Source organism: Streptomyces sp. NPDC088261 (assembly GCF_044740805.1).
Taxonomy (GTDB): Bacteria; Actinomycetota; Actinomycetes; order Streptomycetales; family Streptomycetaceae; genus Streptomyces.
Genome location: NZ_JBIURL010000002.1, coordinates 175,064 through 194,139, shown reverse-complemented (window position 1 = coordinate 194,139; position 19,076 = coordinate 175,064). Strand labels below are relative to the sequence as shown.

Below are 19,076 nucleotides of genomic sequence, written 5' to 3'. Positions count from 1 at the left end.
GTTGCTCCCCGCGCCCGCGGGGATGTTCCCTCAGCCCGGGTCAGCTTGCACTCCCGGCCACACTGCTCCCCGCGCCTGCGGGGGTGTTCCGGACCCGTTCACCTCGGACCAGGTGGGCGCCGTGTCCTCCCCGTCAGCGCGCGGGGGTGTTCCGAGCGGCCTTCCGGCCGTAGGACCGAGAGCAGCTCGTCCCCGCCAACACGGGGGTACTCGGCGCCGAACTGACCCGCGCCGCCCTGCGCAATGTCTTCCCCGCCAGTGCGGAGGTGTTCCAGAGAGCCCCTCGAACCACGCCTCAGGCAGAGCGGTCCCCCCGGCCGGTCCGAGGGTCTTGCGCTCACCAAACTGCGGAAGTCAAAGGGAAAAGGGTTTCCTCCGTGGTGTTTCCGGCACCGTATTCGCCGAAACGGCTGTACTGGATTTGTCTACGACGGCGGTTTTATAGCAGGCGATCGCCGGTTTCGGTAACCGTGAAATCTTCGGAGACTTGAAGCGTGAATTCCTCCCACGCGCCCCCTTCGCCTCACACCACACCACCGCCCCCGTCCCGACCTCTCCCAGGACTCCATGACCGCCCCTCCACCACACCCGAAACAACAAGCACCGCCCAGTCACCCGCCCCGCTCTCCGGTACCTGGTATTCGACCAAGGAACTCGCCGGCGTCCTCCACGTCGATCCCTCCGGCGCTGGCGCACCGCCCACCCCCGCCAAGGCCCCCCGTACCTCCGCGTGGGCAAACGCGTCGTCCTCTACAGCGCTAACGACGTCGAACACTGGATCGCCCGGCACCGTACGGTCCCTGAGCCGGCGGCCTGATGCCCCACACCGAGTCCGTCCCCCTCGGTGTACGCGTGTCCAGCGACATCGAGCACCGCCCCAACCGTCCCACCCCCTACCGCGCACGCGTCCGCTGGTTCGACCCTGTGACCAAACGGCGCAAATCCCTCTCCGCAGGAAAGGACACGTACGACCAGGCCGAGGAGTGGGTCAACGGCATCCTCAAGGCGGCCCAGGCGGGAATCGCCCCGAACGTCGCCACGATGTCCCTCGCCGAATACGGCACCACCAACATGGACCTCGCCCTGCGCGGCCTGGAACTCAAAACCCTCGATCCCTACCTCGCAGGCTGGCGCCGGCGCGTCATACCTGCCCTCGGACACTTCCCCGTCCGAATGATCACCAACGCCGCCGTCGACCGCACCGTCCACGACGTCAACACAGCCCGGGTCACCGGCTGGCAGCGCGAGTACAAACAGGCAGAAGACGAACTCGACAACCCCCGCGCCCTCGCACTACCCGCCTCGCGCAGGCCCTCGTCGACCGCTCCCATGGCCACTACGCGGGATGGGGCGAGGTCGTCGTCTTCGCCGCCGCCACCGCAGCCCGCATCGGCGAAGTCTCCGGCGTACGCGTCAGCGACATCGACACCCGCACCTGGATCTGGACCGTACGCCGCCAGACCACCCCCTCACCCTCACCGTCCAACCCGCCCCCGGACCCTGGCGCTAGGCCAACTGGTCCCCAAGAACGACGGAAAGGCGGTACCGGAATTCTCCGATACCGCCTGCGACCCGCGTAAACGCTGGTCGGGACGACAGGATTTGAACCTGCGACCCCTTGACCCCCAGTCAAGTGCGCTACCAAGCTGCGCCACGTCCCGATGGATCCCGCGTCACGTGGGGAGAACCCCGCGTGACCACGTAGGAGAACATTACCGCACTTCGTGGGGCGTCGAGACGTGGGTTGTGCGGGTGGGGGGGCGGGACCGGCGGACAATGGGGGGATGACGGAGAACCCGCGGGACCGCGACGGTGAGGGGCGGGCGCGCAACGCGCGGCCGCGGGACGGGTTGGGGCGGCCGCTGCCCTACGGAGCGGTGGGCGTGGAGCGCCAGCCGGAGGGGGTGGTGCGCTCGCCCGCGGAGACCGTACGGGAGGCGCAGCTGTTGCTCGACGCCGGGAAGCCGTTCCACGCCCACGAGGTGTTCGAGGACGCGTGGAAGTCCGGTCCCGACGAGGAGCGGGCCCTGTGGCGGGGGATGGCGCAGCTGGCGGTGGGGCTGACCCACGCCGCCCGGGGCAATACGGCCGGCGGGGCGCGCCTGTTGCTGCGCGGCGCCGGGGGCATCGCGCCGTACCGCGACGGCCCGCACGGCCTCGACATCGGCGGACTCGTGCGCTGGGCGCGGGAGTTGGCCGCCCGGGTCAAAGCGGGAGGGGGTCGTACGGACCGGTCCGTCGACGCCGGCCGTGAAGCTCCCCGGCTGCTGGGGTGAGGGGGCCGGTCAGTCCTGCACCAGCACCACTTCCAGCGTGCGCGGGCCGTGTACGCCCTCCACGCGGTCCAGTTCGATGTCGCTCGTCGCCGACGGGCCCGAGATCCAGGTCAGGGGGCGGGTCGGGTCGAGCCGTGGCATCGCCTGCGGTACGGAGCCGACGACCTGGTCCGCGACCCGTACGACACAGATGTGGTGGTCGGGTACGAGCGTCACCCGGCGACGGCCCTGGTCCGCGGAGCCGTCGAGCACGAGGGTGCCGGTCTCCGCGACCGCCAGCGCGCAGCCGGTGATCACGCTGTCCACGCCGTCGAGTTCGCGGGCGGTGGAGCCGGGGCTGTCCTCGACGCGGGTGATCCCGGGGTCCAGTGCGGCCAGCCAGGCGGCCGGGACGCCCGGTGGGGCGAGGACGGTGGTCGATCCCCTGGTGGCCAGGAGGGTCGCGACGAGGGCGGGCAGCCCCTCCTCGTCCGTACGGTGGACCACCGCGCGGTAGTCGGCGAGGTTCTCCGCCAGCAGCTCGACGACACGCTCCGGCGCGGTGTGCGTGGTGCGGTAGTCCCGGGTGACCGGCGGCGCGTCGGGGGCGTCCGCCACCGCGGCGCGTACCCGCGCGAGGATCTCTTCCCTGGCGGTCGTGCCTCCGGCGGTCATGCCGCCGGCGCTCACGCCCGTGGCGCTTCTGTCCGTGGCGCTCATGTGGTGCTCCCTTCGCCGCGGGTCTTCGCCGAGCCGTTCTCCGCCGAGCTGTTCTCCGGCGAGCCATTCTTCGATGAGCTGTTCTTCTCGGGCCCGGTCTTCTCGGCTCTGTTCTTCTTCCACCAGTCCCGGAACGGCGCGGGCGGCAGTTCCGGCAGGTCCCGGCTGTCCGTCCAGGCACCCGCGCCCGGCACCCGCGACGGATGCAGCTTCCGCGTCCTCGACGCCACCCGCTCCCCCGCCGCGAGCACCTTGGGATGGTCGAAGACCCACCCGGACGCCTTGATCGCCGCCTTCTCCAGGCGGTGTCCCTTCCCGCCCCGGTCGGCGATCCGCTCCCGCAGGTGGACCAGCACCTCGGGGATGTCGATGGCCACCGGGCAGACGTCGTAGCACGCGCCGCACAGCGACGAGGCGTACGGCAGGGAGGCGTCGACCTCGCTGCCGATGCCCCGGAGCTGCGGGCTGAGGATCGCGCCGATCGGGCCGGGGTAGACCGAGCCGTACGCGTGCCCGCCCGCCCGCTCGTACACGGGGCACACGTTCAGGCAGGCGGAGCAGCGGATGCAGCGCAGGGCCTGCCGCCCCACCTCGTCGGCGAGCGTGGCGGTGCGGCCGTTGTCGAGCAGGACGAGGTGGAAGGCGCGCGGCCCGTCGCCGTCCGTGGTGCCGGTCCACATGCTGGTGTACGGGTTCATCCGCTCCGCCGTCGAGGAGCGCGGCAACGTCTGGAGGAACACCTCCAGGTCCTGCCAGCTCGGCACGATCTTCTCGATGCCGACGACGGAGATGAGGGTCTCCGGGAGGGTCAGGCACATCCGGCCGTTGCCCTCGGACTCGACCACGACCAGCGTGCCCGTCTCGGCGACCATGAAGTTCGCGCCCGAGACACCGACCTTCGCGCGCAGGAACTTCTCGCGCAGATGCAGCCGGGCCGCCTCCGCCAGGTCCGCCGGAGTGTCGGAGAGTCCTTCGGGGGCCGCCCGGCCCCACGCGCCCATCTGCTCGCGGAAGATGTCGCGGATCTCGCCGCGGTTGCGGTGGATCGCCGGGACCAGGATGTGGGAGGGCAGGTCGTCGCCGAGCTGCACGATGAGTTCGGCGAGGTCCGTCTCGTACGCGCTGATGCCCTCGGCCTCGAGGGCCTCGTTGAGGCCGATCTCCTGCGTGGCCATCGACTTGACCTTGACGACCTCCGACTCGCCCGTCGCCTTGACCAGTTCGGCCACGATCCGGTTGGCCTCGGCCGCGTCCCTCGCCCAGTGCACGACGCCGCCGGCCGCCGTCACCGACTCCTCCAGCTGGACCAGGTACCGGTCCAGGTGGCGCAGCGTGTGGTCCTTGATCTGCTTGCCCGCCTCCCGCAGCAGGGCCCAGTCGTCCAGCTCCGCCACCGCCTTCTCCCGCTTGTCGCGGATGGTGTGCGTGGCGTGCCGCAGGTTCCCGCGCAGGGTCTCGTCGCCGAGCGCGGTCCTCGCCGCCACCGGGAAGGCCGGCATCCCCAGATACGTACCGCTCATGACCAGGGCTCCTCTTCGGTGGACGCAAGGATCTCCGCCAGGTGCAGTGCCCGCATCGGGGCGTCCTCGCGGCTCAGGATGCCGCCGAGGTGCATCAGACAGGAATTGTCGGCGCCGCAGAGCACGCCGGCTCCGGTGGAGACGGCGCTGCGGACCTTGTCCTGGCCCATCGCGGCGGAAACATCGGAGTTCTTGACCGCGAAGGTGCCGCCGAAGCCGCAGCACTCCTCGGCGCCCGGCAGCTCCCTCAGCTCCAGGCCCCGAACCGCCTCCAGCAGCTTGCGCGGCCGCTCCCCCAGGCCGAGCATCCGCAGGCCGTGGCAGGAGGGGTGGTAGGTGACGACGTGCGGGAAGTACGCCCCGACGTCCGTCACACCCACCACGTCGACCAGGAACTCGGTCAGTTCGTAGGTACGGGAGGCGAGGGACGCGGCGGCCGCGTCGCCGATCTCCGGGTAGTGCCGGCGGACCATCGCGGCGCAGGAGCCGGAGGGCGTCACGACGTACTCGTACCCCTCGAAGGCCCGCGTCGTACGGCGGACCAGCGGTTCCGTCTCGCGGCGGTAGCCGGTGTTGAACTGGGGTTGTCCGCAGCAGCTCTGCGCCTCGGGAAAGTCGACCTCCACACCCAGGCGTTCCAGGAGCCGTACGGTCGCGATCCCGGTGGACGGGTAGACGGCGTCATTGACGCAGGTCACGAAGAGGGCGGCGCGCATGGGCGGAGCATATGCCGCGCGTGGGGGCATACGAAAGTGTTTGCGGCGACTGATGGGTCGTCAGACATCCGAGGGGTGGTCGGGTCCGCTTGTGCGGGGTCCGCACCCCGGTCGGGTGACCCGGCGGCATGGGGCAGACTCGGTGCGGTGAGAAAGATCTATGTCATCGGCATCGGGGCGGGCGACCCGGACCATCTGACGCTTCAGGCGGTCAAAGCGCTCAACGAGGTCGACGTCTTCTTCCTGCTCGACAAGGGTACGGAGAAGTCGGACCTCATCGCCCTCCGGCACGAGATCCTGGAGCGGCACGCGACCGGCCGCGCCCACCGGCTGGTCGAGGCCCGGGACCCGGACAGGGACCGGGACCGCACGGCCGACGGAGTCGCGTACGCGGGCGCCGTCGACGACTGGCGCGGCAGGCGCGCCGAGATCTACGCGCGCATGATCACGGACGAGCTGGACGACGGCACCGCCGGGGACGCTGCCGGCAGGGGGAGCGTCGGGGCCTTCCTCGTCTGGGGCGACCCCTCCCTCTACGACTCCACGCTCGCCATCCTGGAGGAGATCCTGGAGCGGGGCACGGTCCACTTCGCGTACGAGGTGATCCCGGGCATCAGCAGTGTCTCCGCGCTGGCCGCGAAGCACCGGATCGGGCTGAACCGGGTCGGCAGGCCCATCCAGATCACCACGGGCCGGCGGCTGGCCGAGGGATGGCCGCAGGACGCGGACGACGTCGTGGTGATGCTGGACGCGCACCAGTCGTTCCGCCACCACCTGGCGGACGACCCGGTCATCCACTGGGGTGCCTACGTGGGGACCGAGGACGAGATCCTGGTCTCGGGGCGGCTCTCGGAGGTCGCCGGGCGCATCGAGGAGCTGCGGGCCGAGGCGCGGGCGCGCAAGGGCTGGATCATGGACACGTATCTGCTGCGACGCGACTGACCGGCGGCCGCGGGTCCGTCCCCGCCGCTGGAAGCACCGCGGATCGTCGGCCGCTGTCACCGAGTCGTGGTGCCGCGTGCCCGGAAGGCGCCGTTCGGCGTCCTCCGGACCTGAGCCGCGGCGTACGACACGGTGACGGCGGCCGACGGTTCCCCCGTTGCCGTCCCCGTTCGGGCCCCCGCACCCGCCCCCGCTCCCGCGGACGGTGCAGCGACCATAACCACCTTCTGTCGCCGTCCGACAGCCTTTGCGCGGAGACGCAAAGGGTGCGCGCCACGGGCGGTCGGCGTGATCCCGTCCGCTTGCCTCGTTTGGCATGTTTTTTGCACCCGCCGTCGGGCCGGTCGCCCCAAGGGATATCCCGCTCTCTCCCACCCCAAGCCCGCACGTCTCTGGGGAAGTTGGGCACGTACGACCGGTATGCACCCTTCCACATGCTCGCCCGGGTCGATGATTTTTACGTCAGGCTTCAAAATTTGCGCAGATTCATAGACTTCCTGCGGTCCCACTCCTAGCCTTTTCGCGTCCGCAGAGTCCCCACGAGCCGCAAGGACGTATGTCTGTGACACTCCCTCCGAGACGCCGTCTGCTTCGGCGCGGCATATCCGCATCGGTCTCGCTGGCCCTCGCCGTGGCCGGGACGGCCACCGCTGTGGTGCTGTCGACCGCACCCGCCGCGCAAGCCGCGGCGGTCCCCGCCCCCTCCCCCCTCAACGTTCCCGGCCGCGGCGCGACAGTGCCGTTCAAGGAGCAGGAGGCCGAGTACGCCGCCACCAACGGGACCCTGATCGGCCCCAACCGCCTCTACGGGTCGCTGCCGTCGGAAGCGTCGGGCCGTCAGGCCGTGACGCTGGACGCGGTCGGTGAGTACGTCGAGTTCACCCTCACCGCACCGGCGAACGCGATGACGTTCCGCTACTCACTGCCCGACAACTCCGCGGGCACCGGCCGGGACGCCGCGGTCGACCTGCGCGTCAACGGCACCTCCCTCAAGAGCGTGCCGGTGACCTCCAAGTACAGCTGGTACTACGGGGGTTACCCCTTCAACAACAACCCCGGCGACACCAACCCGCACCACTTCTACGACGAGACCCGCACGATGTTCGGGTCGACCCTGCCCACCGGTACGAAGATCCGGCTCCAGGTCGCCTCCACGGCCGCGTCGCCGACCTTCACCATCGACCTGGCCGACTTCGAGCAGGTGGCCGCGCCGATCGGCAAGCCCGCCGGAGCGCTGGACGTGGTGACCGACTTCGGCGCCGACCCGTCCGGGGCCACCGACTCCACCGCCAAGATCCAGGCCGCGGTCGACGCGGGCCGGACCCAGGGCAAGCAGGTCTACCTCCCCGAGGGCACGTTCCAGGTCCGCGACCACATCATCGTCGACCAGGTGACCCTCGCGGGCGCGGGCCCCTGGTACAGCGTGCTGACCGGACGCGATCCGTCGAACCGCTCCAAGGCCGTCGGTGTGTACGGCAAGTACGCCAACCAGGGCGGCAGCCGCAACGTCACCCTGAAGAACTTCGCCATCATCGGGGACATCCGCGAGCGCGAGGACAACGACCAGGTCAACGCCATCGGCGGGGCCATGTCCGACTCCACGGTCGACAACATCTGGATGCAGCACACCAAGTGCGGCGCCTGGATGGACGGCCCGATGAACAACTTCACCATCAAGAACAGCCGCATCCTCGACCAGACCGCGGACGGCGTCAACTTCCACATGGGCGTCACCAACTCGACCGTCACCAACACCTTCGTACGCAACTCGGGTGACGACGGTCTGGCGATGTGGGCCGAGAACGTACCGAACGTGAACAACAAGTTCACGTTCAACACGGTGATCCTGCCGATCCTGGCGAACAACATCGTCACGTACGGCGGCAAGGACATCACCATCTCCGACAACGTCATGTCGGACACCATCACCAACGGCGGCGGGCTGCACATCGCCAACCGCTATCCCGGAGTCAACTCCGGTCAGGGCACGGCCGTTTCGGGCACCACGACCGCCGCGCGCAACACCCTGATCCGGACCGGGAACAACGACTACAACTGGCAGTTCGGGGTCGGCGCCGTCTGGTTCAGCGGTCTCAACGAACCGGTCAACGGCACCATCAACATCACCGACAGCGAGATCCTGGACAGTTCGTACGCCGCGATCCACCTGATCGAGGGCGCGACGAACGCGCTGAACTTCAACAACGTCCGGATCGACGGCGCGGGGACGTACGCGCTCCAGATCCAGTCGCCGGGCAAGGCCACGTTCACCAACGTCAGGGCCACGCACATCGCCCAGTCCAACCCGATCCACAACTGCGTCGGGACCGGCTTCCAGATCACCCAGGGCACGGGCAACTCCGGCTGGTACGCGAACCCGCCGGCCTGCACGGGCCAGTGGCCGGCCCCGGTGTGGACCAACGGCGGTGTCCCGCAGGGCGGTACGAACCCGCCCACCGACCCGCCGACCACACCCCCGACCACGCCGCCCACCACCCCGCCCACCACTCCCCCGACGACCCCGCCGGCGGACACGGGCAACCAGGCCCAGGGCCGCCCGATCGCCGAGACCGGCCACGCCGACGTGTACGGCGCGGGCAACGCGGTGGACGGCAACGCCAACACGTACTGGGAGAGCACGAACAACGCCTTCCCCCAGTCCGTCACCGTCGACCTCGGAGCGGCGAAGGCGATCAAGCGCGTCGTCCTGAAGCTGCCCCCGGCGACGGCGTGGGCGACCCGTACCCAGACCCTGAGCGTGCTGGGGAGCACCAACAACTCCTCGTTCAGCACCCTCAAGGCATCGGCGGGCTACACCTTCAACCCGTCGGTCAACGGCAACTCCGTGACGATCACCCTGGACGGGACGTCCACCCGCTACCTGCGGGTGAACATCACCGGCAACACCGGGTGGCCGGCCGGGCAGCTCTCCGAGCTGGAGGCCTACACCAGCTGATCAGCCGGTGATCCTCCGCCCGGAACACGCGTGCGGGCCCGTCCGAAGAGGTCGGGCCCGCACTGCTGTGCACGCTCCGGCGTCACGCGTCCTCGAGGTGGTACGTGTCCAGCCGCCCGCACATGCCGAAGCGGCCCCGGACGTCCGGGAGCCGGGCGCGCAGGCGTGCCTCGGCGAGGTACGCGGAGTCGCCCGCCCCGAGCCGGTCGAGCTGCTCGCCGGTCCGCCGGGCCGCGTCGGCCGCCCCCGCCTCCCAGCGGGCCCGCCAGTCCGCCAGGCGGGGCCGTACCAGCGCGGCGGCGGCCCGGTGGAACGCCCGCAGGGGCCCCGGGTCGCCGTGCTCCCCCGCCGTGCGCAGCGCCGCGAAGCCCTCGACGGCCAGATCGCGCCGACGGCGGGCGGCGGCGGCCTGCTCGGCCTCGGGGCCCTCGGGTATACGGACGGCTCGCGCGTACGTCTCCGGGTCGGTGAGGTACGGCGGCGGCAGCGTCAGCACGGCGTCCCCCGCCTCGGGCAGTCCGTTGTTCTGCATCAGGACGACGAGGCGCAGCCCGTCGTCGTTGACGAGGCGATGGACGGTCCCGGGGGTGAACCACACCAGGCCGCCCGGCTCCAGGGGCGTGGTGGCGAAACCGCCCGCCTCCGTCAGGGTCTGGACGGCCCCGCGGCCCGCCGTCACCACGTATCCCTCCGAGCAGGTGAGGTGCAGGTGCGGGGTGCCGCCCCGGAGTCCGTCGGCGGCCTCCCAGTCGTACACGGCCAGGTGCGAGACCGCGACCGCTCCGGGCAGTCCGGCGAACCCGGCCGCCGCCTCGCGCGTGCGGTGCTGGGGCGGCTCTCCGGGCTCTCGCGGGTCGCGCGGCTCTTCCATGGGGCTCCTTCCGTCTCCCGGAAGGATGCGCGCCCGTGGCGGCGGGAAAACGCGCGTGGCGTGGATTCGCCGGGCCGGGCGGTCCCAGGACGCCGACTCGGGACACCGGCCCGGGGCGCCGGTCGGGGGCGCCGGCTCCCCGCCTCAGCGGGCGAGCACCGCCCGGATGGTCTTCCCGCCGTCCGGCCGTGGCAGCACGATCACCTTCTCGGCGAGGCGCTGGACCATCGGCCAGCCGAACCCGCCCGTCCTGCCGGTGAGGTCGGGGGTACGGTCCTGCGGCTGCGCGGGACTGGGGTCGTCCACGGCCACCTGGAGGCTCCGGCAGTCCGCGCGCAGCCGCAGGGACGTGACGTCCCCGGCGTGCCGCAGCGCGTTGGCCACCAGCTCGGACACCACCAGGATGACGTCCTGGGTCCTGCGCGGCGAGGGCGCCGGACTGAGGCCCGCGAGGAAGCCGTACGCGGCGTCCCGGGCGTCGGCGGCCACCTGTGGCCGGGAATCGCACTCCGCGGGAGGAGGGAACGGGCTGCCGTGCGGCTGTGGGCGCTGCGCGTGGGTCGGGTGGTTCGAATGAGAGGGATGGTGCGGGTGGTACATGCGGCTCACCCCGAAGATCGGTCACGTCTTGCGGCGTCGGTCGTCCCGACGTCTACCCCCGCAACCGCGAGCGAAGACCGTCAGGCGCGACGATCCGGCCGGCGGGACGATTTCCCCGGAATCACCGGACCTCCCGCTCGCCCGCGTCCGCGGTCAGGGCCGCCTCGACCGTCTCGTACAGAGGCAGTGCCGTCTCCAGGCCGATCACGGTGAACAGGCGCCGCACGAACGCGGAGGGCCGGGCGAGCCGCAGCCGGGGCCCGAGGAGGGAGCGGGCCTGGAGGAGCACGTTCACCGTCGTGGAGTCGGCGAAGCCGACGGCGGACAGGTCCACGACGACGGGACCCGTGACGGACTCCGCCGAACGGCTCAGCGCCGCGGCGAGGGGCGCGACGCTGTCGAGGTCGAGCTCACCGGAAACTGTGAGGACGGCGGATTCGCCGTCCTGTCGCGCCGTCACTCCCACGGTCCGGCCTGCGTTGTGAGGAGGTAGCACGGTAGTTCCTTCGGGGCGGCGGAAGGGGCGTTCACAACACGGTGGCACCCACGATAGAAGTGATAGTTGCCATTTGACAACATTCTCTGGTGAGCAACAATCTGTTCACTGCTCCGGAGCCGCCCCGCGCGCCTCCGGAGCGGCGATGTCGTGCGCGAAGAGATGTCGCGCGGAGGGTAACGTGCCCATCCCAGGAAGTAGGGCTGAATGAAGCTACGCGCTGTCCGCCACGTGGTCCCGCGCCGGCCCTGGGGCCGCGCCGTTCCCGGCGCCGAGGCGCTCGGCGGCCGCGGCACGGAACGCGGTGAGGCCCTTCGCCAGCATCAGGATGTCCGACGGATCCATCTGCTCCAGCACCATGGCGACCTCGCGCGTCCGGAAGGCGCGGTACTCGTCCAGCACCTGGTGACCGCGCAGGCTCAGCCGCAGCTCCACCTCGCGGCGGCTCGTCGGGCTCGGCGAGCGGGACACCAGACCCATGGCCTCCATCCGGTCGCAGAGCCTGCTCACGGAGGACGGGCGGGAGCCGAGGGCCTCACCGAGTGTCCGCAGGTTCGCGCCCTCGTACTTCTCCATGACGAGAAGGGCACGTAGTTGGGAAGGCGAGACCGGCCCCGAAGGCGCGGCCTCCTGGCCTCGCCCCCACAGCACCTCGAGCAGTTCCGAGGCGTCGGACGCGGCCTCGGCAACCTGCTCGGGCTGGTGCGGCTGACCGGTGAAGCGGGACATCGATTCACTCTTTCATCCGGCACGGGCCTTTGTCAGCCCAGACGGACCCGACCCTGGCAGAAGAAGGCCTGAACAACAGTGACTCTACTCGCGGACGTCGAAAGAGCGGTTCGCACAGCGGCGCCGCATGCTCTGGTGGACTCGCTCAGGGGCGCGCTGGCCCCGCACGGCGCGACCTCCGTACTGCTGTACCTCGCCGACTACGGGCTCACGGTGCTCCAGCCCGTCACGGGCGTCTCGGGCGCCCCGCACCCCGACGAGGCCCTGTCGCTGCACAACACGCCGGAGGGCCGGGCGTTCGGCAGCCAGGAGGCGCACGGCGAGGAGGTCAGGCACAAGGACGCGGTGGACCACCACCTGCCGGTCACCGTACGGGGCGAGCGCCTCGGGGTCCTGACCGTACGGCTGCCGGGCGACCGTTCCACCCCCGGGACCGTCGAGGAGCTGACGCAGGTCGCCGAGCTGCTGGGGCACGAGATCCTGGTGGCGGAGCGCGACACCGACCTGTACCGGCGGGCGCGCCGGGTGAACCGGCTCACCCTGGCCGCGGAGATGCAGTGGGAGCTGCTTCCGGCGCGGGCCTGCACCGCGCGGGAGTACGCGATCGGCGCCCAGCTGGAGCCCGCGTACGCCATCCACGGCGACAACTTCGACTGGTCCTCGGACGGCGACCAGCTCACCCTCGCGGTGACCAACGGGATGGGCGAGGGCATCCAGGCGTCCCTGCTGACCAACCTGGCGGTCAACGCGCTGCGCAACGCCCGCCGGGCCGGGATCGGGATCGCCGACCAGGCGGCGCTCGCGGACCAGGCGCTGTACGAGCAGCACCGGGGCGCGTCCTACGTGTCGACGCTGCTGCTCCGCTTCGAGCTGGCGACCGGCGCGGTCGAGGCGGTGGACGCGGGGTCGCCGCAGCTCTGGCGCCGGCGGGACAGGACGGTGGAGCGGATCCCGTTCGACGCGCAGCTGCCGCTGGGCATGTTCGAGGAGTCGGACTACCGGGTGCAGCGGTTCCAGGCGCTCCCCGGTGACCGGTTCTTCTTCGTCAGCGACGGGGTGTACGCGGCGGTGTCGCCGCAGGGCGAGATCTACGGGGAGCGGGCGCTGGCCCGGGCGATCAACGCGACGAGCCTGCTGCCGGCGGCGACGGTGCCGCGCGCCGTACTCCAGGAGCTGGCCACGCACCGCGACGCCGAGTCGACCGACGACGCGCTGGTCCTCTGCCTGGACTGGTTCGGGCGGCAACACGACTGACACCCCCTGACATCGGCTGACACGGGCCCACACACCGCACAGGGCGCCTCAGAGGTCGAAGACCGCCCTCACCCGCTTGCCGACGGGGACCAGCTCCGAGGTGAGGCGGTCGCACAGGGCGTGGACGATCTCCAGGCCGTGCCCGCCGAGCCTGCTGGGGTCGCGCTCGAAGCGGCGCGGCAGCGTCACGCTGCTGTCGTACACCGTCACGGTCACCTGCCGGTCGGTGCCCTCCAGCTCCAGCAGGTACGGCCCGTGGCTGTGCCGCTCGGCGTTGGTGACCAGCTCGCTGACGACCAGCAGCAGGTCACCGCGCCGGCGCTCCCCCACGTCGGCCAGCCACTCGGCCTCCAGCTGCTGGAGGAACCGGTCCGCCAGCAGCCTGGCCTCGGCGATGCAGCCGGGTTCGCCGGTGAACTGGCCGGCCTGGACCAGCGGCTGTACGTACGCTCCCGCGCCGGACGCGAAAGCCGAATCACTCATCCCACTCGTCATCTGATCGTTCACCGAGCTCCTGCCCACGCTGCCCGAGGGCGTCGGGCACCCCCTATCTCGGGACGGCTTATGCCCCCCGATGCGCGAGGTATGCCCGGCGATTTTTGTGAGGGGTGTCACCTTCGTCCGGGCAGCCGGACCACGGAGACGAAGAACTCGTCGATCTGCCGTACGGCGGCGATGAACTGATCGATGTCCACCGGCTTGGTGACATAGGCGTTGGCGTGCAGTTTGTAGCTGCGGAGGATGTCCTCCTCCGCCGACGACGTGGTCAGGACGACCACGGGGATGAGGGCCAGCTCGGGGTCGGTCTTGATCTGCTCCAGCACCTGGCGGCCGTCGTACTTGGGCAGGTTGAGGTCGAGGAGGACCAGGTCGGGCCGGGGCGCGTCCGTGTACGGGCCGCGCCGGTAGAGGAAGTCGAGCGCCTCCTCGCCGTCCCGCACGACGTAGAGGTCGTTGCGGATCTTGTTGTCCTCGAAGGCCTCGCGGGTCATCAGCTCGTCGCCCGGGTCGTCCTCCACGAGGAGGACGGCGATGGGCTGAACCGGCATGACGGGTGAGTTCACTGGGCGGCTCCAGGCGGGGTGGTCAGGAGGGCGTCGTGGGGCGGTTCCCCCGCGGGCGCGCCTTCCGGGAAGGATACGTCGAGCGCGGGCACGGTGAAGTGGACCCGGGTGCCTCCGGTCTCCACGGGCTCCAGCCAGATCCTGCCTCCGTGGAACTCCACGATCTTGCGGCAGAGGGCGAGGCCGATACCGGTGCCTTCGTACGTGTCGCGGGCGTGCAGGCGCTGGAAGATGACGAAGACCTTCTCGGCGAACTCGGGCGCGATCCCGATGCCGTTGTCCGCGACGGTGAGGTGCCACTCGTCGCCCTCGCGGACGCAGCCGATCTCGATCCGGGACGGTTCGCCCGCCCTGCGGAACTTGACGGCGTTGCCGATGAGGTTCTGCCAGAGCATGGCGAGCGTGGTCGGGTCACCGTTCATCTCGGGCAGCGGGTCCCGCCGTACGACGGTGGTGCCCGACTCCTGGACGACCAGCGCGAGATTGGCGAGCGCGCGGTCCAGCGCGCGGTCCAGGTCGACGGTCTTCCACGCGTCGTGGACCCGGCCCACCCGGGAGAAGGTGAGCAGGTCGTTGATGAGGATCTGCATGCGTTTGGCGCCGTCGACCGCGAAGTCGATGTACTGCTTGCCGCGGGCGTCCAGTTCGTCTCCGTACCGCTTCTCCAGCAGCTGGCAGAACGAGGCGACCTTGCGCAGCGGCTCCTGGAGGTCGTGGGAGGCCACGTACGCGAACTGTTCCAGTTCGGAGTTGGAGCGCCGCAGTTCCTCGGACTGTTCGGCGAGGCGGTCCTCGCGGAGGCGGGTCGAGGCGAGTTCGTCGGCGAGGCGGCGGCGCATGTCCTCGACGGCGGCGCCGACGGCCCGCAGGTCGGAGGGTCCGCCGACCTCGATGCGCTGGTCGAACGCGCCGGCGCGCACATCGTCCGACGCGGCGCGCAGCACGTTGAGCGGCCGGCCCACCATGCGGTGGAGCACGAGCGCGAAGACGCCGACCGAGACGAGGAAGACGACGAGGAGGGTGAAGAACGCGGCGTCGCGCAGCGTACGGGCGTGGTTCAGCTCGTCCCGCGCCCGGTCGCGGGCGGTGTCCAGGTGGTCCTGCTGGACGGCGAAGAGGCGGCGCAGCTCGTCGAAGGCGGTCTTGCTCCCGGTGAGCCGCTCCGCGGAGGCGGCTTCGGCGCCCCGCGCCCGTACGGACGCGATCAGCGGCTCGGCCTGCCCGGTCCGCCACTGCTCGGCGGCGCGGGTGATCCGGTCGAGGTCCTCGGTGAACTGGGGGTCGGAGGCGACCTGTGCGCCGAGGGACCGGGTGTACCGGCGCTCGTCCTGGCGGCCCTGGTCGTACGGGGCGAGGAAGGAGGGCTCCGCGGTCAGGGCGAAGCCCCGTACGCCGGTCTCCTGGTCGAGCAGCGACTTCTGGAGCAGGAAGGCACCGGCCCGGGCGGGCTGGATGCGGTCGACGAGTTCGTCGGTGCGGGCGTTCGTCGTGGACAGCAGCACCCCGCCGACGACCGCGCAGGCGCAGACCACCAGCACCACGGCGGCGAGGATCAGCCGGACCCAGCCCTGCACGGAGAGGCGGGTGAGCGCGGCGCGCCAGGCCGAGGGGGGCGGGGGCTGGCCCGGGGGCGGGGGTGGGCCCGGGGGCGTACCACCCTGCCCGGGAATCCGTTCCTTGTGCGTATGCGTCACATCCTCCGTGCTCGTCCCGGTCCGCGTGCTCGTGCCGGCGCCGGTCCCCGTACGGGTTCCGGTGGTCATGGGACCGCTCTGACGCGGTCCCACACGCCGGCACATCTCACCGTGTGCCCCAACCGAGATGAAGTACGGCCACGTCGTCCGCGAGTCCGCCGTACGGCGCCGCTCCCTCCGCCGCCTCGTCCACCAGCGCGTCCACGAAGGCGTGGGCCGGCAGGGTGCCGTGCTTCCTGGCCAGGGCGAGCAGCCCGTCCTCGCCGAGGCGGGACGACGGTCCCGTACGGCCTTCGAAGAGCCCGTCGGTGAAGACCACGACCTGCCCGCCGGACGGCAGCTCCAGCTCCGTCCTGCTCCAGCGGCCGAGACCGGGCAGCAGCCCCAGGGCCATGCCCACCTCGGGTTCCTCCCAGTCCACCGCGGAGTGGTGGCGTACGAGCAGACCCGGGTGCCCGGCCCGGACGACGCGTACGGCCCGGCCGCCGGGATCGAAGTCGAGCGAGGTGACCGTGGCGAACACGTGCGGGTCGGCGCGCTCCGCGACGAGGATCTCCTCCAGCAGGCGCACCTGCTCCAGCTGTTCGGTGCCGCACAGCACGGCCGTGCGCCAGGCGACCCGCAGGCAGACGCCGAGGGCGGCCTCCGCGGCCCCGTGCCCGGACACGTCGCCTATGACCGCGTGCACGGTGCCGTCGGCGGTCTGCACGACGTCGTAGAAGTCGCCGCTCAGCAGGCCGTGGGCGCGGCCCGGCTCGTACCGGGCGATCGCCTGGAAGTTGTCGTCCCGGAGCAGCGGTACGGGCAGCAGCCCGCGCTCCAGCCGGGCGTTCTCCTGCGCCATCAGCGCGTTGACGCGGAGGGCCGCGGTGGTCCGTTCGACCTGCTTGCGCTGGAGGGCGTAGCGGACGGCGCGGCTCAGGGTCTCCGGGTCGAGGCGGCCCTTGACGAGGTAGTCCTGGGCGCCGGTCGCCACGGCCGTGAGGCCGGCCTCGCCCTCGGCCGTGCCGGTGAGCACCACGATGGCCGCGTCGGGGGCGGTGCGGACGATACGGGTGACGGCGTCGAGGCCGTGGACGTCGGGCAGGTGGAGGTCGAGCAGGACGCACACGGGGGTGGTGGAGCCGTCGAGGAACCGCTGCGCCTCGGCGAGCGACTTGCACCACGTCAGCGACGAGTCCAGGTCGCTGTCGGCGAGCATCTCCTCGACCAGCAGCGCGTCACCGGAGTCGTCCTCGACGAGCAGGATCTCCGTACCGACGGCGTGCGGCGCATCGCCGTCGAGCGCGGTGTTGTCCTGCGCGGGGACCGTTCCCCGTGTCCGGCGCACCTGCACGGGACGCGACGACAGGTCAACGGGCAACTCGACCACACTCCACCCCCTCATGCGTACGACGCGGGTTCACGGCGTCGTTTCCGGGCGGAAGCATATGCGACAACCGGAGCATCATTCCGGGCGTGTCGGGAGCACACCACTTCCGGGGGACGGTACGGGATCGGGGAGGGGGTGGGCGCACGTGGTGAGGGGGGCGGCGACACGCGGTGGAGGGGGTGGCGGCGCCCGGTGGGGGCTGTGGCACTGTGAGGAATCCGACGGCGAGAATGACGTGAAACATGCGATGCTCTTCGGCGGACCTCGTGTCGGCGGTCCGGTGACGAGGGTCACCCGGTGACGCGGACGGGGGGTCACGTGGTGACTCGTGGGGCACACGGAAGACACAGAGAAGACACAGGTACTCATCGGCTCGCACGACGGCCGCGTACGGGGGTGCGGGGATGACCACGGTCGACGACGGAGCGGACAACGCCGTCACGGGAGCACCGCTGTGGTTCGACGCGCGCCCGGCGGACGCGGCGGAGGCCCGCGCGCTGGCGCGCTCCTTCCTGGACGGGCACGCGGCGCCCGAGCCCGTACGCGCCGATGTGCTGCTGGTCGTGTCGGAGCTGGTGACGAACGCCGTGCGGCACGCCGGCGGGGTGACGGCGTTCCGGATCGCCGCCCGGCCCGGTGTGGTGGAGATCGTGGTGCAGGACGCGAGCCCGGTGCCGCCGGTCACCAAGGAGCACCGGGGGCAGTGGCTTCCCGGGGGGTACGGCTGGCCGCTGGTCAACCGGCTGGCCGAGGTGAGCGTGGTGCCCCTGGGCGACGCCGGGAAGATCGTACGGGCGTCGATGCGCCACCCGGGTGTGTAGGGGCTCCGGTGGCGGGGCCCCACCGAGGGGCGTTCACTGAAAGTCCGGGGCCGGGCCCGTCGGCATGGGGAAGCGGCTCCGCCGTACCAGAAGCTCATGACGTCCAGCAGCAGGGCATGCGTGCTCCGCGGCCTGCACGGTGCCACGGGGCAGCCGTCCGGCGGCGAGAGCAGAGAGCAGGCACCTTATGCCGTTCGTGAACGTCGGCCAGGAGAACAGCGGCCCCATCGACCTGTACTACGAGGACCACGGCAGCGGCCGGCCGGTCGTCCTGATCCACGGCTATCCGTTGAACGGGCACTCCTGGGAGAAGCAGGAGCGCGTCCTGTTGGAGGCCGGGTACCGCGTGATCACGTACGACCGGCGGGGTTTCGGCAACTCCAGCCAGCCCGTGACCGGCCATGACTACGACACGTTCGCCGCCGACCTCAACGCCCTCCTCGACCATCTCGCGTTCCCCGAGGTGAGCCTGGTCGGCTTCTCGATGGGGACGGGCGAGGTGACCCGGTATCTCGGCACGTACGGCTCCGGCCGGGTCGACAAGGCGGTGCTGATGGGCGCCATCCCGCCGTTCCTCCTCAAGACCGACGACAACCCCGAGGGGGTGGACCGGTCGGTCTTCGAGGACATCAAGAAGGCGGTGGTCGCGGACCGGCCCGCGTACTTCAAGACGTTCCTGGACAATTTCTACAACGTCGACCAGTTCGGCGGGACCCGGATCAGCGACCAGGCGTGGAACAACAGCTTCAACATGGCGGTGGCGGCCTCGGCCCACTCCGCGTACGCGTGTGTGGACACGTGGCTGACGGACTTCCGCGCGGATCTGCCGAAGTTCGACGTGCCGACGCTGCTGGTGCACGGCACCGCGGACCGGATCCTGCCGTACGACAACACGGCGAAACGGCTGCCGCCGCTCATCGAGGACCTGACGTTCGTCACGGTCGACGGCGGGCCGCACAACGTGGCCTGGACGCACCCGGAGATCGTCAATCCGGCGCTGCTCGACTTCCTGGCGGACTGAGCGGCTCCGCCCGGCCCGGCGGCCGCCCGGGCCGCCCGTGTCGGG

At 71.0% G+C, this 19,076-nt stretch carries 18 protein-coding genes and 1 tRNA gene; 6 read left to right on the top strand and 13 right to left on the bottom strand.

The genetic code is table 11. The features are described from left to right. Positions 1-1,336 precede the first annotated feature (1,336 nt). The gene (locus tag ACIODU_RS04790; RefSeq protein ID WP_401763913.1) at positions 1,337-1,486 is read right to left on the bottom strand and encodes a hypothetical protein; all 150 of its coding nucleotides are present in this window, start codon (positions 1,484-1,486) and stop codon (positions 1,337-1,339) included. Between the two features lie 98 nt (positions 1,487-1,584). After that, positions 1,585-1,661 (bottom strand) — tRNA-Pro (locus ACIODU_RS04785). A gap of 123 nt (positions 1,662-1,784) precedes the next feature. Between ACIODU_RS04785 and ACIODU_RS04780 the strand changes: the two genes are divergently transcribed. Then, complete coding sequence (locus ACIODU_RS04780) at positions 1,785-2,276, top strand: DUF309 domain-containing protein (protein WP_401763910.1); 492 nt, start codon at positions 1,785-1,787, stop codon at positions 2,274-2,276. A gap of 9 nt (positions 2,277-2,285) precedes the next feature. On the opposite strand, the gene ACIODU_RS04775 is transcribed toward ACIODU_RS04780, so the two are convergent. The 3 genes from ACIODU_RS04775 to ACIODU_RS04765 are packed head-to-tail and all read right to left on the bottom strand — an operon-like array spanning position 2,286 to position 5,211. Continuing rightward, a complete protein-coding gene (locus ACIODU_RS04775; RefSeq protein ID WP_401764908.1) occupies positions 2,286-2,930 on the bottom strand; it encodes a lactate utilization protein C in 645 nt (214 codons plus the stop codon). A gap of 41 nt (positions 2,931-2,971) precedes the next feature. Further along, positions 2,972-4,495, bottom strand: coding sequence for a LutB/LldF family L-lactate oxidation iron-sulfur protein (locus ACIODU_RS04770; RefSeq protein ID WP_401763907.1), 1,524 nt, complete (start codon positions 4,493-4,495; stop codon positions 2,972-2,974). Beyond that, on the bottom strand, positions 4,492-5,211 hold the full coding sequence (locus ACIODU_RS04765; RefSeq protein ID WP_356419263.1) for a (Fe-S)-binding protein: 720 nt from the start codon (positions 5,209-5,211) through the stop codon (positions 4,492-4,494). Before ACIODU_RS04765 ends, ACIODU_RS04770 begins: the two co-directional genes overlap by 4 nt. Before the next feature lie 147 nt (positions 5,212-5,358). Between ACIODU_RS04765 and cobF the strand changes: the two genes are divergently transcribed. Both cobF and ACIODU_RS04755 read left to right on the top strand, forming a co-directional pair. Beyond that, positions 5,359-6,153, top strand: a complete 795-nt coding sequence (gene cobF / locus ACIODU_RS04760; protein ID WP_401763904.1) for a precorrin-6A synthase (deacetylating) — start codon at positions 5,359-5,361, stop codon at positions 6,151-6,153. A gap of 562 nt (positions 6,154-6,715) precedes the next feature. Continuing rightward, entirely contained in the window at positions 6,716-9,109 is a 2,394-nt protein-coding gene (locus tag ACIODU_RS04755) for a discoidin domain-containing protein (protein ID WP_356419269.1), read from the top strand. 82 nt (positions 9,110-9,191) lie between these two features. Here the strand turns inward: ACIODU_RS04755 and ACIODU_RS04750 are convergent, their stop codons facing one another. The 4 genes from ACIODU_RS04750 to ACIODU_RS04735 all read right to left on the bottom strand — a co-directional run bounded on the left by ACIODU_RS04750 (position 9,192) and on the right by ACIODU_RS04735 (position 11,805). Continuing rightward, on the bottom strand, positions 9,192-9,980 hold the full coding sequence (locus tag ACIODU_RS04750) for a cupin domain-containing protein (RefSeq protein WP_401763901.1): 789 nt from the start codon (positions 9,978-9,980) through the stop codon (positions 9,192-9,194). Positions 9,981-10,124: 144 nt separating this feature from the next. After that, on the bottom strand, positions 10,125-10,469 hold the full coding sequence (locus ACIODU_RS04745) for an ATP-binding protein (RefSeq protein ID WP_356419275.1): 345 nt from the start codon (positions 10,467-10,469) through the stop codon (positions 10,125-10,127). A 232-nt stretch (positions 10,470-10,701) separates the two neighbouring features. Beyond that, a complete protein-coding gene (locus ACIODU_RS04740) occupies positions 10,702-11,046 on the bottom strand; it encodes an STAS domain-containing protein (RefSeq protein WP_401764904.1) in 345 nt (114 codons plus the stop codon). 243 nt (positions 11,047-11,289) lie between these two features. Further along, on the bottom strand, positions 11,290-11,805 hold the full coding sequence (locus tag ACIODU_RS04735; RefSeq protein WP_356419281.1) for a MarR family transcriptional regulator: 516 nt from the start codon (positions 11,803-11,805) through the stop codon (positions 11,290-11,292). A gap of 78 nt (positions 11,806-11,883) precedes the next feature. Here ACIODU_RS04735 and ACIODU_RS04730 point away from each other — a divergent pair, with 78 nt between their 5' ends. Next, a complete protein-coding gene (locus ACIODU_RS04730) occupies positions 11,884-13,059 on the top strand; it encodes a PP2C family protein-serine/threonine phosphatase (RefSeq protein ID WP_401763898.1) in 1,176 nt (391 codons plus the stop codon). Positions 13,060-13,107: 48 nt separating this feature from the next. Here ACIODU_RS04730 and ACIODU_RS04725 read toward each other — a convergent pair whose 3' ends face one another. The 4 genes from ACIODU_RS04725 to ACIODU_RS04710 all read right to left on the bottom strand — a co-directional run bounded on the left by ACIODU_RS04725 (position 13,108) and on the right by ACIODU_RS04710 (position 17,189). Further along, positions 13,108-13,542, bottom strand: coding sequence for an ATP-binding protein (locus ACIODU_RS04725; protein ID WP_356419287.1), 435 nt, complete (start codon positions 13,540-13,542; stop codon positions 13,108-13,110). 128 nt (positions 13,543-13,670) lie between these two features. Beyond that, on the bottom strand, positions 13,671-14,108 hold the full coding sequence (locus ACIODU_RS04720; RefSeq protein ID WP_401763894.1) for a response regulator: 438 nt from the start codon (positions 14,106-14,108) through the stop codon (positions 13,671-13,673). A gap of 11 nt (positions 14,109-14,119) precedes the next feature. Continuing rightward, positions 14,120-15,886, bottom strand: coding sequence for a CHASE3 domain-containing protein (locus ACIODU_RS04715; RefSeq protein WP_401763891.1), 1,767 nt, complete (start codon positions 15,884-15,886; stop codon positions 14,120-14,122). 37 nt (positions 15,887-15,923) lie between these two features. Next, complete coding sequence (locus ACIODU_RS04710; RefSeq protein WP_356419295.1) at positions 15,924-17,189, bottom strand: SpoIIE family protein phosphatase; 1,266 nt, start codon at positions 17,187-17,189, stop codon at positions 15,924-15,926. Between the two features lie 404 nt (positions 17,190-17,593). Between ACIODU_RS04710 and ACIODU_RS04705 the strand changes: the two genes are divergently transcribed. Continuing rightward, a complete protein-coding gene (locus ACIODU_RS04705; protein ID WP_356419298.1) occupies positions 17,594-18,010 on the top strand; it encodes an ATP-binding protein in 417 nt (138 codons plus the stop codon). A 187-nt stretch (positions 18,011-18,197) separates the two neighbouring features. Then, complete coding sequence (locus ACIODU_RS04700; RefSeq protein ID WP_401763887.1) at positions 18,198-19,031, top strand: alpha/beta fold hydrolase; 834 nt, start codon at positions 18,198-18,200, stop codon at positions 19,029-19,031. Positions 19,032-19,076: the final 45 nt, after the last annotated feature.